Consider the following 13,320-nt stretch of genomic DNA (forward strand, 5'->3'; position numbering starts at 1 on the left):
CGTCGAGCAGCGCCCGCGCGCGGCGGCCCTCCGTGTGCAGCCGCCGCGGGTCCGCCCAGCCCTCGTCGAGCGCGGCGAGGTAGGCGTCGCGCGCGGCGGGCAGCACCGGAGCGTGCCCCCCGGCGTCGAGGACGACCCGCCCGGGGGCGGCGGACGGCGGCGGGGGAGCGTCGGTCACCTCTGCACGGTAGCGGCCACATCCGCGCGGGCCGCCGCCGACCGGCGCCGACAGGTGCGGATGCGGCGCGCAGGGTGTGGGGAGGGCTCGTGCGCACCGCGTGGACGTGATCCAGATGACACTCCGTCATCTCGTCTGCCCGAAACGCGGGTCTGGGGCCACGAGGAGGCGACCAGCGCGCTAGGCTGCACGGGATCGAGGACGTAGGTCCTAGGTGACTTCCCTGGCGGACGGCGCACGCAGGCGTCCCGGACCCGGGGACCGAAGTGGAAGGCCCCCGGTGCGCTCGCAGACCCCCCGCCGCCCGAGGCGGACCCGACTCGCCGTCGCGGGACTCGCGACCGTCGTCGCGCTCGCGCTCGCCGGATGCTCGCCGGAGGTCCAGCGCGGCTGGCTCCCCGGCGACTCCGCGAACGAGATCACGAACCAGACGGGACGGATCACGAACCTCTGGGTCGGCTCCTGGGTGGCCGCCCTGCTGGTCGGCATCCTGACCTGGGGCCTGATCATCTGGTGCGTCGCGGTCTACCGGAAGCGCAAGGACGACGACCAGCTGCCTGTGCAGCTGCGGTACCACGTCCCGCTCGAGATCATGTACGTGATCCTGCCGATCATCATGGTCGGCGTGCTGTTCTACTACACGGCGCGCGACATGACCGAGATCCAGGACACGAGCGCCGAGCCTGACCTCACCGTGCAGGTGATCGGCAAGCAGTGGAGCTGGGACTTCAACTACGTCGACGACGACGTGTACGACACCGGCCAGCACGCGCAGGCCGTCGGGAACACCGGCGTCCTCGCCGACCAGCCGACGCTGTACCTGCCTGTCGGCCAGCGCGTCGAGTTCGTCCTCGACTCCCGCGACGTCATCCACTCGTTCTGGGTGCCCGCGTTCCTCTACAAGCAGGACATGGTCCCGGGCCGGACCAACACCTTCCAGGTGGTGCCGCAGGTCGAGGGCGAGTACGTCGGGAAGTGCGCCGAGCTCTGCGGCGAGGAGCACTCGTCGATGCTGTTCAACGTGAAGGTCGTCTCGGCCGAGGAGTACGCCGAGCACATCGAGTCGCTCCGCGACGCCGGCCAGGAAGGCCAGCTGGGTCTGGAGTACAACCGCCTGCAGGACGCGCGCGCCGCCGGTGAGGGCGCCCGCGAGTCCGCCGGCGAAGAGGGGAACAGCTGATGGCCGCCACCGTCGAGACCGTCCCGGGCCTCGCGCCCCGTCGGCAGACCCTGGGCCGCACGGTGGTCAAGTGGATCACCTCCACCGACCACAAGACGATCGGGTACATGTACCTGATCACCGCGTTCGTCTGGTTCGCCATCGGCGGCCTGATGGCGCTGCTGATCCGCGCCGAGCTGTTCGAGCCCGGCATCCAGATCGTGCAGAGCAAGGAGCAGTACAACCAGCTCTTCACGATGCACGGCACGATCATGCTGCTGCTGTTCGCGACCCCGCTGTTCGCCGCGTTCGCGAACATCATCATGCCGCTGCAGATCGGTGCTCCCGACGTCGCGTTCCCGCGGCTCAACGCGTTCTCGTTCTGGCTGTACCTGTTCGGCGGCCTGATCGCCGCGGGTGGGTTCCTCACCCCGCAGGGCGCGGCCTCGTTCGGCTGGTTCGCGTACGCGCCGCTGTCGAACTCGATCTACTCACCGGGCGCCGGTGGTGACCTGTGGGTCTTCGGCCTCGCGCTGACCGGTTTCGGCACGATCCTCGGCGCGGTCAACTTCATCACCACCATCGTCACGATGCGCGCGCCGGGCATGACCATGTTCCGGATGCCGATCTTCACCTGGAACACCCTGGTGACGAGCCTGCTCGTGCTGATGGCGTTCCCGCCGCTGGCCGCCGCGCTGTTCGCGCTCGGCGCCGACCGCCGCCTCGGCGCGCAGGTGTTCAACCCCGAGAACGGCGGCGCCATCCTCTGGCAGCACCTGTTCTGGTTCTTCGGGCACCCCGAGGTGTACATCATCGCGCTGCCGTTCTTCGGCATCGCGACGGAGATCCTGCCCGTGTTCAGCCGCAAGCCGGTGTTCGGCTACAAGGGCCTCATCTACGCGACCATCGCCATCGCGGCGCTGTCCGTCACCGTGTGGGCGCACCACATGTACGTGACCGGCGCGGTGCTGCTGCCGTTCTTCGCGCTGATGACGATGCTGATCGCGGTGCCGACCGGTGTGAAGTTCTTCAACTGGATCGGCACGATGTGGCGCGGCAAGCTCACGTTCGAGACACCGATGCTCTGGACGATCGGCTTCCTCACCACCTTCCTGTTCGGTGGTCTGACGGGTGTCATCCTGTCCAGCCCCGCGCTCGACTTCCACGTCTCCGACACGTACTTCGTGGTGGCGCACTTCCACTACGTGGTGTTCGGCACCGTCGTGTTCATGATGTTCGGCGGCATGTACTACTGGTGGCCGAAGTTCACCGGCCGCATGCTCAACGAGCGCCTCGGCAAGCTGCACTTCTGGATGCTGTTCGTCGGGTTCCACATGACGTTCCTCATCCAGCACTGGCTCGGCGCCATCGGCATGCCCCGCCGGTACGCGGACTACTCGCCGGAGGACGGCTTCACCTGGATGAACCAGGTGTCGACGGTCGGCTCGATGATCCTCGCGATCTCGACGCTGCCGTTCCTGTGGAACGTCTACATCACCTGGCGCAAGGCGCCGAAGGTGACCGTGGACGACCCGTGGGGCTACGGCCAGTCGCTCGAGTGGGCCACGTCCTGCCCGCCGCCCCGGCACAACTTCACGTCGCTGCCGCGCATCCGCTCCGAGCGCCCCGCGTTCGACCTGCACCACCCCGAGGTGGCGGCCATGGACCACGTCGAGCCCGAGCCCGGGTTCTTCGACTGGGAGGCCGAGCGCTCCGGCGAGCAGGGCGTCGCCCGGGACCGGGTCGAGCACGGCGGCGGCCAGCAGGCGCAGTCGTCCGCGACGATCGTCGACGACGGCCCGCGCACCGACCGTGAGTCCGACGACGAGGAGGGTCGCGACCGATGAACTCGCCCCTGACGCACGAGCCCGGCGGGCGTCCCTCCGAGGTGGGGGACGGCCAGCGGCCGCGGCACGCGATGAAGGTCGAGCCGTGGCTGTTCCTCGGCGGCGTGCTGTTCTTCATCCCGATCGGCCTGGTCTACGCCTGGTGGTCCGGCGGCGAGGCCGTCGGCACCGTCGGCATCCCGCTGGTCGGGGGCCTGGTCGGCATGATCGGCGGCTACCTGCTGCTGGTCTCGCGCCGCATCGACGCCCGCCCGGAGGACGACCCGGAGGCGCTGATCGCCGAGGGCGCCGGGGACCAGGGCGTGTTCAGCCCGTGGTCCTGGTGGCCCATCACGATCGCGTTCGCCGGTGGTCTGGCGTTCCTCGGCATGGCGATCGGCTGGTGGCTGCTGTACGTCGGCGTGGCGCTCGGCGTGATCGGCCTCGTCGGCTGGATCTTCGAGTTCTCCCGCGGGCAGCACGCGCACTGACCCGCGGCACGGCGCACGGGCCGGTCTCCCCTCGGGGAGGCCGGCCCGTTCTCCTGCGCCCGGCTCCCTGACCTGGCCACGCCCGCGCGTCGGCCCGCACGGTCCGCCGTGAGGCGCGGCATCCGGCGCGGTAGCGCCTCCTCCGTCCGTGGAGGCGCCCCGGACGGCCCGCTGCGGGCACGGGAGAGGCCCGGCACCCCACGGGGGCGTGCCGGGCCTCTCAGGGCGTCTCGCGAGGGCTCAGAGGCCCGGGACGATGAGGCCCTTGGTCTGCGTGCGCGCACGCTCGAACCGGGCGCCCGCGTCGGCCCAGGACACGATGTTCCACCACGCCTTGACGTAGTCCGCCTTGACGTTGACGTAGTCCAGGTAGAAGGCGTGCTCCCACATGTCCAGCACCACGACCGGCACGAGGCCGAGCGCGAGGTTGGCCTGCTGGTCGTACAGCTGCACGATGACGAGCTTCTCGCCGATGGAGTCCCAGGCGAGGATCGACCAGCCGGAGCCCTGGATCGCGAGGGCGTTCGCGGCGAAGTGCGCCTGGAACTTGTCGAACGAGCCGAAGAACTCGTCGATCGCGGCGGCGAGCTCGCCGACCGGCTTGTCGCCGCCCTCGGGGGACAGGTTCTGCCAGAACACGGAGTGGTTCACGTGCCCGCCGAGGTTGAACGCGAGGTTCTTCTCGAGGCCGGCCACGGCGCCGAAGTCACCGGACTCCCGGGCCGCCGCGAGCTTCTCCAGCGCCGTGTTGGCACCGGCGACGTAGGTCGCGTGGTGCTTGTCGTGGTGCAGCTCCATGATGCGGCCGGAGATGTGCGGCTCCAGCGCCGCGTAGTCGTAGGGCAGGTCCGGAAGGGTGTAGTCGGCCATCTGTGCCTCTCGGTGCTCGTGCCGCGGCTCTTGCGCCGCGACGGCGATCGTCGCGGGGACCGGCGCGCGGGGCGGCGGTCCCCTCCTCACTGTCGTACCACGTCGGGGGCCCCGGGGCCCGGTGGGGGAGCGGGGTTCCCGCACGGCGGGACGTCAGGTCGGACGGGTCCGGGGACGACGACGCCCGGGCCGCTCCGGCTGGTGGCCGGTGCGACCCGGGCGAGGTCGGTGGTCCTCGTCCACCTCGGTCAACGACCGGGCGGGCGGGATGATTCCCCTGGTCAGCGGGTGATCAGGGGTGCTTCGGCCCGTCGGTGCTGTCGGTGCCCTCGGTGTTCTCGACGTCCGCGGCGAGGTGCCGCGTCCCGCCGGAGGCGCCGGTCAGCTCGCCCGCGTGCTCGTCGTGCGCCGCCGGGAGGGCGTCGTGCGCGCCGTGCGAGTGCGCCGCCGCGAGCTCCGCGGGAGTGACGGGCTCGACGCGGTCCTCGTAGAACACCCGGGACAGCCGCTGGCGCAGCGCGTCGACGCGGAAGCCCTTGCGGCGCACGCCGCGGGAGTCCTCGGCCGGCTCGATCTCCAGCGGGCGGTTCGCCTCGTGCTGCACCCGCAGCCAGCGCTCGTGGGCGTCGAGGGGCTTGTGCACCTCGATGTACTCGCCGGACGCGAACCGGACGATGCGCCCGGTCTCGTGGCCGTGGAGCACCAGCTCGCGGTCCTTGCGCTGCAGCGACAGGCAGATGCGCTTGGTGATCCAGAACGCGATCGCGGGCCCGACGAACAGCAGGATCCGGAACGTCCACGTGATGTCGTTGATCGACAGGTGGAAGTGCGTCGCGATGAGGTCGTTCGACCCCGCGAGGATCAGGACGAAGAACGCGGTGAGGAACGCGACGCCGAACGCGGTGCGGAACGGCACGTTGCGCGGGCGGTCGAGCACGTGGTGCTCGCGCTTGTCGCCGGTCGCGAAGGCCTCGATGAACGGCCACAGCGCGATGGCCGTGAACAGGATCCCGGGGATCACCACACCGGGGACGAGGATGTTCAGCGACAGGGTGTACTGCCCGATCACGAACTCCGTCTGCCCCGGCATGAGGCGCAGCCCGCCCTCGAGGAACAGCATGTACCAGTCCGGCTGGGCGCCGGCCCCCACGATGCTCGGGTCGAACGGCCCGTAGTTCCACACCGGGTTGATCGTCATGGTCGCGGCCATCAGGGCGATGACGGCGAACACGACGAAGAAGAAGCCGCCGGCCTTCGCCACGTAGATCGGGAACAGCGGGTAGCCGACGACGTTCTTGTCGGACCGGCCCGAGCCCGGGTACTGCGTGTGCTTGTGCAGGACGACCATCAGCAGGTGCAGGCCGATCAGCGCGAGGATCAGCGCCGGGATCAGCAGGATGTGCACCGTGAACAGGCGGGGGATCAGGTCCGTGCCCGGGAACTCGCCGCCGAACAGCGCGAACGAGATGTAGGAGCCCAGGATCGGGATCGCGCGGGCCACGCCGTCGGCGATGCGCAGGCCGTTGCCGGACAGCACGTCGTCGGGGAGCGAGTAGCCGGAGAAGCCGGCGAGCAGGCCCAGGATCATCAGCGTGAAGCCGACGAGCCAGTTCAGCTCGCGCGGCTTGCGGAACGCGCCGGTGAAGAACACGCGCATCATGTGCGTGACGATCGCGGCCATGAAGATCAGGGCGGCCCAGTGGTGGATCTGCCGCATGAGCAGACCGCCGCGGACCTCGAACGACAGGCGCAGGGTCGAGGCGAACGCCTCGGACATCTGCACGCCGTCCATCGCGGCCCAGGGACCGTGGTAGTGCACCTCGGTCATCGAGGGCACGAAGAACATCGTGAGGAACGTGCCCGAGATCAGCAGGACCACGAACGAGTAGAGCGCGATCTCACCGAGCAGGAACGACCAGTGGTCGGGGAAGATCTTGCGCGCGAACTCCTTGACCGCGCCGCCGATGCCGGTGCGCTGGTCCAGGTAGTCCGCCGTGCCCGCGGCCGCGCGCTCCACGCGCGAGGGCGGGGCCGCCGCCGGAGCGGGGCGGGAGTCGACGGTGCTCATGTGAGGCGCTCCCAGAAGGACGGGCCGATAGGTTCGCTGAAGCCGTCCTGCGCGACGAGGTAGCCCTCGTCGTCGACGGTGATCGGCAGCTGGGGCAGCGGACGCTTCGCCGGGCCGAAGACGACCTTGGCGCCGTCGGCGGCGTCGAAGGTCGACTGGTGGCACGGGCACAGGATGTGGTGCGTCTGCTGCTCGTACAGGGCGACGGGGCACCCGACGTGGGTGCAGATCTTCGAGAACGCGACGATGCCGTCGTAGGACCAGCCCTCGCCCTGCTCGGACCGCAGGTCCCGCGGGTCCATGCGGACCATGAGGACGACGGCCTTGGCCTTCTCGTTGAGCGGGTGGTCCAGCTCCTCGAGGCCCTCGGGGATGACGTGGAACGCCGAGCCGATGGTGACGTCCGCGGCCTTGATCGGGCGTGCGGTCGGGTCCAGGACCAGGCGGGTGCCGCGCTTCCAGATGGTGCGCTTGGAGCGCGAGACGTCCCAGTCGCCGCCGATGTTGCCGACCAGCGGCACGGCGATCGACAGCGGGAACAGCGCGAGCGAGGTGACCATGGCGCCCTTGAGCACGCCGCGGCGGCCGATGGCCGAGTCCTTGGCGCCCTCGCGCAGGGCCTCGACGGCCTTGACACGCACGGAGTCCTCCGAGCGGATCGCGTGCCGCTCCTCGGACTTCTCGTGGTCGTTCATGAGCGACTTGGCCCAGTGCACGGCCGCGACGCCGATGCCGGCGAGGCCGAGGAACAGGCCGAGGCCCAGCAGCAGGTTGGACAGCCGCATGCTGCCGACCGTCTCGCCCGGGGGCACCAGCGCGTACGCGACGATCGCGCCGATCGTGCCGAGGATCGAGATGGTGAACAGCACGACGACCTGGCGCTCCGCGCGCTTGTTCGCCTTCGGGTCGTGGTCGCCCTGCCGGTCGTGGTGCTCCGGGTGGCCCGGGTCCTCGAACCGCTCGGGGAGGGTGCCGTCCTCGCCGCGCTGCGTGGTGAGGTCGGTCGAGGGGTCGTGGTGCGTGCTCACGAGGACTTGGCTCCGATCCAGACCGAGGCGCCGATCAGCAGGCCGATGCCGATCACCCAGGCCCACAGGCCCTCGGAGACCGGGCCGACCGAGCCGAGCGTCAGGCCGCCGGGGGAGCCCTCACGCTGCGTCTCGAGGTAGGCGATGATGTCGCGCTTCTCGTCCGGGGTGATGTTCGCGTCGTTGAAGACCGGCATGGACTGCGGGCCGGTCAGCATCGCCTCGTACAGGTGCGCGGGCGACGTCTCGTCGAGCGCCGGGGCCCACTTGCCCTGCGACAGCGCACCGCCGGCGCCCGTGACGCCGTGGCACATCGCGCAGTTCGTGCGGAACAGGGCGCCACCGAGCGCCACGTCGGCGTTCGTCGTGTCCAGCTGCTCGTCCGTCGGGATCGAGGGGCCGGCACCCAGGGACGCGACGTACGCCGCGAGCTGGGCGATCTGCTCGTCGTCGAACTGGGCCGGCTTGGCCATGATCTGCGCGCCGTTCATCTGCGCGGGCATGCGACCGGTGCCGACCTGGAAGTCGACGGCGGCCGCGCCCACGCCGATGAGGGACGGGCCACCGGCACCGGCCTCGACGGCCTCGCGGCCCTCGGCGTTCGGGCCGTGGCAGGTGGCGCAGTTGGCCTGGAACAGCTTCTGCCCGGCGGCGATGTCGCTCTCGCTGGCCGCTGCCTGCGCCGCGTCGGCGCTGGCGGGCTGGGCGATCGCGTACACCGCACCGGTCAGCAGCAGCGCCAGCAGGAGCAGCACCACCGGCGCGAACCGGTGGTGCCTGCGGGCGGCGAGTGCCTTCACGGGTGGATCCTCGTCTCGGACGTGCGGGGGGCTTCGGGGGTGGTGCGGGGGCGGGGCGTCACTTGATCAGGTAGATCGTCGCGAACAGCGCGATCCAGACCACGTCGACGAAGTGCCAGTAGTAGGACGTGACGACGGCCGTGGTGGCCTCGTGGTGACCGAACCGTCCGGCGGTGAACGAGCGGCCCAGCAGGAACAGGAACGCGATCAGGCCGCCGACGACGTGCAGGCCGTGGAACCCGGTGGTCAGGTAGAACACCGAGCCGTACGGGCTGGACGAGATGGTCAGGCCCTCGTGCACGAGCTCGGCGTACTCGAAGATCTGGCCGCCGATGAAGACGGCGCCCATCACGTAGGTGAGCACCATCCACTCGTTCATGCCCCAGCCGCGGACGTTCCACAGCGAGCCGGAGCGCACGGGCTGGAACCGCTCGGCGGCCCACACGCCCATCTGGCAGGTCACGGACGAGAGCACCAGCACCGTGGTGTTCGCCGTCGCGAAGCCGATGTTCAGCTTCTCGGTCTGGATCGCCCACTCCTCCGGCACCGTCGACCGGAGCGTGAAGTACATCGCGAACAGACCCGCGAAGAACATGAGCTCCGACGCCAGCCAGACGATCGTCCCGACCGACACGGGGTTCGGTCGGTTGACGCTCACGTGGGGAGCGGAGGCGGGGGCAGCCGTTGCGGTCGTCACGCCCGTCAGTATGGCCGAAAACCGTCCGGCATGGGTCACAAGTCCTACGGCGGCGCCGAGGTTTCTGTCACATCGTCACCTCGATCCCGGCACATCTCCCGCCAGAACGGGCATCCGAGCCCGGTCCCGGTGGGTCCCGGGTCCCGCGTGTCGCGGTCGTGCCAAGATGCAGGGCGGGACGCGCGCGAGACGTCCTGACCGTTCGACCGGAGGACCACCATGGCCGCTGACCACCAGGACGACACCACCGCCGCGACGACGGAGGGTCCGCGCATCCTGCTCTACAGCGACGACGTCGACACGCGCGAGCAGGTGCGCCTCGGCGTCGGCCGCCGCCTCGGCCGCGGCGCGCCGGACATCCGGTGGACCGAGACCGCCACGCCCGCGGCCGCGCTCGAGCAGGCCGAGTCCGGCCAGTTCGACCTGCTGGTGCTCGACGGCGAGGCCGCCAAGGTCGGCGGCATGGCGCTGGCCCGCCAGGTCAAGGACGAGGTCTACGCCTGCCCGCCCGTGCTGGTGCTCACCGGCCGCCCCCAGGACGCGTGGCTCGCCGCGTGGTCCGACGCCGACGCCGTCGTCTCCCAGCCGCTCGACCCCGTCGAGCTGCAGGCCGCCGTCGCCGGGCTGCTGTCCCGTACCCCCGCGGCATGACCGAGGCCGTCACCTGGTCCGACCTGCTCACGACCCTCGTCGACGGGCAGGACCTCAGCGGCGCCCAGACCACCTGGGCGATGGACGAGATCATGTCCGGCGAGGCGTCGCCCGCGCGGGTCGCCGGGTTCCTCACGGCGCTGCGTGCCAAGGGCGAGACCGTCACCGAGCTCACCTCCCTCGCCGACACGATGCTCGCGCACGCCGTGCGGTTCGAGGTCCCGGGTCGCGCCGTCGACATCGTCGGCACCGGCGGCGACCGGCACCACACCGTCAACGTGTCGACCATGGCCTCGCTCGTCATCGCGGGCACCGGCGTCCGGGTCGTCAAGCACGGCAACCGTGCCGCCTCGTCCTCCTCCGGCTCCGCCGACGTGCTCGAGGCCCTCGGCATCCGGCTCGACCAGACCCCCGCGCGAGTCGCGGCGCTGGCCTCCGAGGTCGGGATCACGTTCTGCTTCGCCCTGACGTTCCACCCGGCGATGCGGCACGTCGCCGTCGCTCGGCGCGAGCTCGGCATCCGCACGGTCTTCAACTTCCTCGGCCCGCTCACCAACCCGGCCCAGCCCGCGGCCGCGGCGATCGGCGTCGCCGACCCGCGCATGGCCGGGCTCGTCGCCGGGGTCCTCGCGCGGCGCGGCACCGACGCGCTGGTGTTCCGCGGCGACGACGGCCTCGACGAGCTCGCGCCCACGGGCCCCTCGCACGTCTGGCACGTGGAGGCGGGCACGGTCACCGAGCACGTCCTCGACCCCGTCGCGGACCTCGGGCTCGCGCCCGTGACGCTGGCCGACCTGCGCGGGCAGGACGCCGCGTTCAACGCGGGCGTGGCTCGCGCCGTGCTCGCGGGGGAGCGGGTGCCGTCCCGGGAGACGGTCCTGCTCAACGCCGCCGCGGCCCTCGTCGCGGACGGCACCCTCCCCGGGACGGGCGCGGACGGCGGCACCCTGGTCGAGCGCCTCCGTGCGGCCCTGACCCACGCGGCCACGTCGGTCGACGAGGGCGCGGCGGCGGCGGCCCTGTCCCGCTGGGCGGCCGCCTCGTCCTGACCCGTGCGGACCCGCGCGGGCGCAGCGCGCCGACTGTACGGAAGCTGGTCCGGTTCGCCCGGGATGTCCCGCACGTCCTGCGCACTCGGCGTCCGCGCCCGCGTGCGCGGACTGTCAGTCCTCCAGGCCGAGCGCGAACGCCTGGTCCAGGTCGTGCTGGCTGTACGTGCGGAACGCGATGAACGTCTGCGTGCGCACGACCCCGTCGACCTTGCTGACCCTGTCCGCGATGATGTCGGCGAGCTCCTCGTGCTCGCGCACCCGCACCATGGCGATGAGGTCGACGCCGCCGGTGACGGAGTAGACCTCGCTCACGCCGGGGATCTCGGCGATGGCGGCGGCGGCCTCGGGGATGCGGTCGGCTTCGGTGTCGATGTGCACGATGGCGGTCAGCATGACGCCATCATGCCGCGCCGGCGGCTCCGGCGTCCGGGTCCTCGGTCCGTGCGGCGGCGTCCGCGAGGAACCGCGCGTCCCGCTCGGATCGCGTGGCGTCGTCCGCGGTGGCGTCGGGCTCCTGCGTCTCGCCCTGCGTGTCCTCCCCGCCCGGGTGCGCGACGTCGAGCGCGGCCCAGCCCGCGGCGACCGCCACCGCGGCGGCGGGGTCCGTCCTCGCCTGCGCGGAGCGCACCGGCGACGACCACGGCGCGCTGACGCTGACGATCCGCGTCCCCGGCCGCCCGAGCCACGCGAGCACGAGGTCGGCCTCCTCGGGGTGCCCGGCGGGTGCGGGGGCCACGGGCGGCGGGACGTGCTCGGCGGTGGCGCGCAGGGACTCGATCGCGGGCGACGGGTCGGTGCGCGGGGGCACCAGGGCGGTCCCGGCGAGGCGGCCGTGCCGGACGAGCACGACCTCCCACCCGCCGGTGTCGGTGCGTCGTGCGGCGACGAGCTCGGCCATCGCGGCGAGCGGGGCGAGGCGCTGCGCCCGGGCGGCGCCGCGCAGGAACGCCGCGAGCCGGTCGCGGACGGTCCCGGCCTCCTCGTAGCGCTCCTGCTCGGCGAGCGCCCGGATGCGGCCGGCGTGCGGGTCCACGACGGCGGCGGGGTCCCCCAGCAGGGCGGCGCGGAGCCGGTCGACGGTGGCGGCGTGCTCGGTGACGCCCTCGGGGCGGACGCACGGCGCGGAGCAGCGGCCGATCTCGGCGAGGTGGCAGGCGCTCGCCCCGGGCGCGGGCACCAGCGGCAGCCGCGCCGTGCACCGGCGCACCGCGAACGCGTCGTGCAGGGCCTCGACGGCCTGCTGCGCGGCCCCGCGCGAGGTGAACGGCCCGATGTGGGCGGTCCCGGGCCGGACGTCGCGGACGACCGACAGGCGGGGCACGGGCTCGTCCGTGAGGCGCACCCACGGCATCCGCTCGGGGGACCGGGAGCGCCGGTTGTACCGGGGGGAGTGCTCGGCGATGAGCCGGAGCTCACGCACCTGCGCCTCCAGGGGCGTGGCGCACACGACGGGCGTGACGCGCTCGGCGACCCGCACCATCTCCCGCATCCGGGAGCGCTTCTCGGCGGCGGTGAAGTACGACCGCACGCGGGTGCGCAGGGACGTGGACGTGCCGACGTACAGCACCTCGTCCTTCGGCCCGACGAAGAGGTACACCCCGGGGGCGTCGGGCAGCCCGTCGGCGAGCGTGCGCTTGCGCCGGACGTCGGCGGGCACGGGGTCGGCCGCGGTGGCGAGGTCCTCCAGGTGCGTGATGCCGAGCGGGGCGAGGCGGCCGAGCAGGGCGTGCAGCACGTCGACGGTGGCGCGGGCGTCGGCCAGCGCCCGGTGCTCGGGCGTCGTCGTGGCGTGGAACAGCCCGGCCAGCGTGCTGAGCTTGTGGTTGGGGGCCTCGTCGCGGGTGACGACCCGGCGGGCGAGCCGCACGGTGTCGACCACGGGGAAACCGGGCCAGTCGTGCCCGATGCTTGCGGCGGCGGCCTTGAGGAACCCGACGTCGAACGGCGCGTTGTGCGCGACGAGCACCGACCCCCGCGCGAACTCCAGGAACGACGGCAGCACCTCCTCGATCCGGGGCGCGCCGATGACCATGGCGGTGGTGATGCCGGTGAGCACCTGGATCTGCGCGGGGATCGGCCCGCCGGGGTCGACGAGGGTCTGGAACTCGCCCAGCACCTCGCCGCCGCGGACCTTCACGGCGCCGACCTCGGTGATCGCGGAGCCCGCGGGGGAGCCGCCGGTGGTCTCGAGGTCGACGACGACGAACGTGACGTCGTGCAGGGGCGTGCCGATGTCGTCCAGCGTCACCTGCACGGGCCGCCCGGTCGTCGCCGGCACGAGGTCGGCGCGCGGCGTGGGCGGGGTCCTGCGGTGCATGGCGACGACGCTAGCCCCGCCCTCCGACACGCCCCCTAGGGTGGCCTGCATGCCCGACCACGCCGCCGCCCCGTCCGTGCCCGGTGCCGTGCGGTCGGCGGCGGTCGCGCTGGCCGCGGAGGTGCTGGGCGCCACGGAGCCCGGCGCGGTGCCGGTGCCGCTGCGGGCGGTGCGCCGGTTCGC

General features: G+C 72.2%; 12 protein-coding genes. 5 read left to right on the forward strand and 7 right to left on the reverse strand.

What is annotated here, in order from left to right:
* Positions 1-458 precede the first annotated feature (458 nt).
* From ctaC to EBM89_RS17100, 3 genes are all read left to right on the forward strand, one after another.
* On the forward strand, positions 459-1,358 hold the full coding sequence (gene ctaC / locus EBM89_RS17090; RefSeq protein WP_122150849.1) for an aa3-type cytochrome oxidase subunit II: 900 nt from the start codon (positions 459-461) through the stop codon (positions 1,356-1,358).
* A complete protein-coding gene (gene ctaD, locus EBM89_RS17095; protein WP_122150850.1) occupies positions 1,358-3,184 on the forward strand; it encodes an aa3-type cytochrome oxidase subunit I in 1,827 nt (608 codons plus the stop codon). Before ctaC ends, ctaD begins: the two co-directional genes overlap by 1 nt.
* A 71-nt stretch (positions 3,185-3,255) precedes the next feature.
* A complete protein-coding gene (locus tag EBM89_RS17100; protein ID WP_122150859.1) occupies positions 3,256-3,654 on the forward strand; it encodes a cytochrome c oxidase subunit 4 in 399 nt (132 codons plus the stop codon).
* 240 nt (positions 3,655-3,894) lie between these two features.
* Here EBM89_RS17100 and EBM89_RS17105 read toward each other — a convergent pair whose 3' ends face one another.
* From EBM89_RS17105 to ctaE, 5 genes are all read right to left on the reverse strand, one after another.
* Complete coding sequence (locus EBM89_RS17105; RefSeq protein WP_122150851.1) at positions 3,895-4,524, reverse strand: superoxide dismutase; 630 nt, start codon at positions 4,522-4,524, stop codon at positions 3,895-3,897.
* Between the two features lie 292 nt (positions 4,525-4,816).
* The gene (gene qcrB, locus EBM89_RS17110) at positions 4,817-6,592 is read right to left on the reverse strand and encodes a cytochrome bc1 complex cytochrome b subunit (RefSeq protein ID WP_122150852.1); all 1,776 of its coding nucleotides are present in this window, start codon (positions 6,590-6,592) and stop codon (positions 4,817-4,819) included.
* Positions 6,589-7,620 (reverse strand): cytochrome bc1 complex Rieske iron-sulfur subunit, encoded by a 1,032-nt coding sequence (gene qcrA / locus EBM89_RS17115; protein ID WP_122150853.1) that lies wholly within the window; start codon positions 7,618-7,620, stop codon positions 6,589-6,591. The genes qcrB and qcrA overlap by 4 nt, the downstream gene beginning before the upstream one ends.
* Entirely contained in the window at positions 7,617-8,420 is an 804-nt protein-coding gene (gene qcrC / locus EBM89_RS17120) for a cytochrome bc1 complex diheme cytochrome c subunit (RefSeq protein ID WP_122150854.1), read from the reverse strand. The genes qcrA and qcrC overlap by 4 nt, the downstream gene beginning before the upstream one ends.
* A gap of 58 nt (positions 8,421-8,478) precedes the next feature.
* Positions 8,479-9,117, reverse strand: a complete 639-nt coding sequence (gene ctaE, locus EBM89_RS17125) for an aa3-type cytochrome oxidase subunit III (protein ID WP_439647201.1) — start codon at positions 9,115-9,117, stop codon at positions 8,479-8,481.
* A gap of 219 nt (positions 9,118-9,336) precedes the next feature.
* Here ctaE and EBM89_RS17130 point away from each other — a divergent pair, with 219 nt between their 5' ends.
* A complete protein-coding gene (locus EBM89_RS17130) occupies positions 9,337-9,768 on the forward strand; it encodes a response regulator (protein WP_122150855.1) in 432 nt (143 codons plus the stop codon).
* A complete protein-coding gene (trpD, locus tag EBM89_RS17135; protein ID WP_122150856.1) occupies positions 9,765-10,817 on the forward strand; it encodes an anthranilate phosphoribosyltransferase in 1,053 nt (350 codons plus the stop codon). Before EBM89_RS17130 ends, trpD begins: the two co-directional genes overlap by 4 nt.
* Before the next feature lie 114 nt (positions 10,818-10,931).
* Here the strand turns inward: trpD and EBM89_RS17140 are convergent, their stop codons facing one another.
* Together EBM89_RS17140 and EBM89_RS17145 are read right to left on the reverse strand one after the other, a co-directional pair.
* The gene (locus tag EBM89_RS17140; protein WP_122150857.1) at positions 10,932-11,213 is read right to left on the reverse strand and encodes an Lrp/AsnC family transcriptional regulator; all 282 of its coding nucleotides are present in this window, start codon (positions 11,211-11,213) and stop codon (positions 10,932-10,934) included.
* 7 nt (positions 11,214-11,220) lie between these two features.
* Positions 11,221-13,137 carry a DEDD exonuclease domain-containing protein gene (locus EBM89_RS17145; protein ID WP_122150858.1) on the reverse strand — a complete coding sequence of 639 codons (1,917 nt, stop codon included), beginning with the start codon at positions 13,135-13,137 and terminating at the stop codon, positions 11,221-11,223.
* Positions 13,138-13,320: the final 183 nt, after the last annotated feature.

It is taken from the genome of Cellulomonas triticagri (genome assembly GCF_003696205.1).
GTDB classification, from domain to species: Bacteria; Actinomycetota; Actinomycetes; order Actinomycetales; family Cellulomonadaceae; genus Cellulomonas; species Cellulomonas triticagri.

What these genes read in the sequence shown, in the direction of transcription:
- EBM89_RS17140 (WP_122150857.1), bottom strand. Translation starts at nt 11,213, where the DNA reads ATGCTGACCGCCATCGTGCACATCGACACCGAAGCCGACCGCATCCCC.
- EBM89_RS17100 (WP_122150859.1), top strand. Translation starts at nt 3,256, where the DNA reads ATGAAGGTCGAGCCGTGGCTGTTCCTCGGCGGCGTGCTGTTCTTCATC.
- qcrB (WP_122150852.1), bottom strand. Translation starts at nt 6,592, where the DNA reads ATGAGCACCGTCGACTCCCGCCCCGCTCCGGCGGCGGCCCCGCCCTCG.
- EBM89_RS17130 (WP_122150855.1), top strand. Translation starts at nt 9,337, where the DNA reads ATGGCCGCTGACCACCAGGACGACACCACCGCCGCGACGACGGAGGGT.
- EBM89_RS17105 (WP_122150851.1), bottom strand. Translation starts at nt 4,524, where the DNA reads ATGGCCGACTACACCCTTCCGGACCTGCCCTACGACTACGCGGCGCTG.
- EBM89_RS17145 (WP_122150858.1), bottom strand. Translation starts at nt 13,137, where the DNA reads ATGCACCGCAGGACCCCGCCCACGCCGCGCGCCGACCTCGTGCCGGCG.
- trpD (WP_122150856.1), top strand. Translation starts at nt 9,765, where the DNA reads ATGACCGAGGCCGTCACCTGGTCCGACCTGCTCACGACCCTCGTCGAC.
- ctaD (WP_122150850.1), top strand. Translation starts at nt 1,358, where the DNA reads ATGGCCGCCACCGTCGAGACCGTCCCGGGCCTCGCGCCCCGTCGGCAG.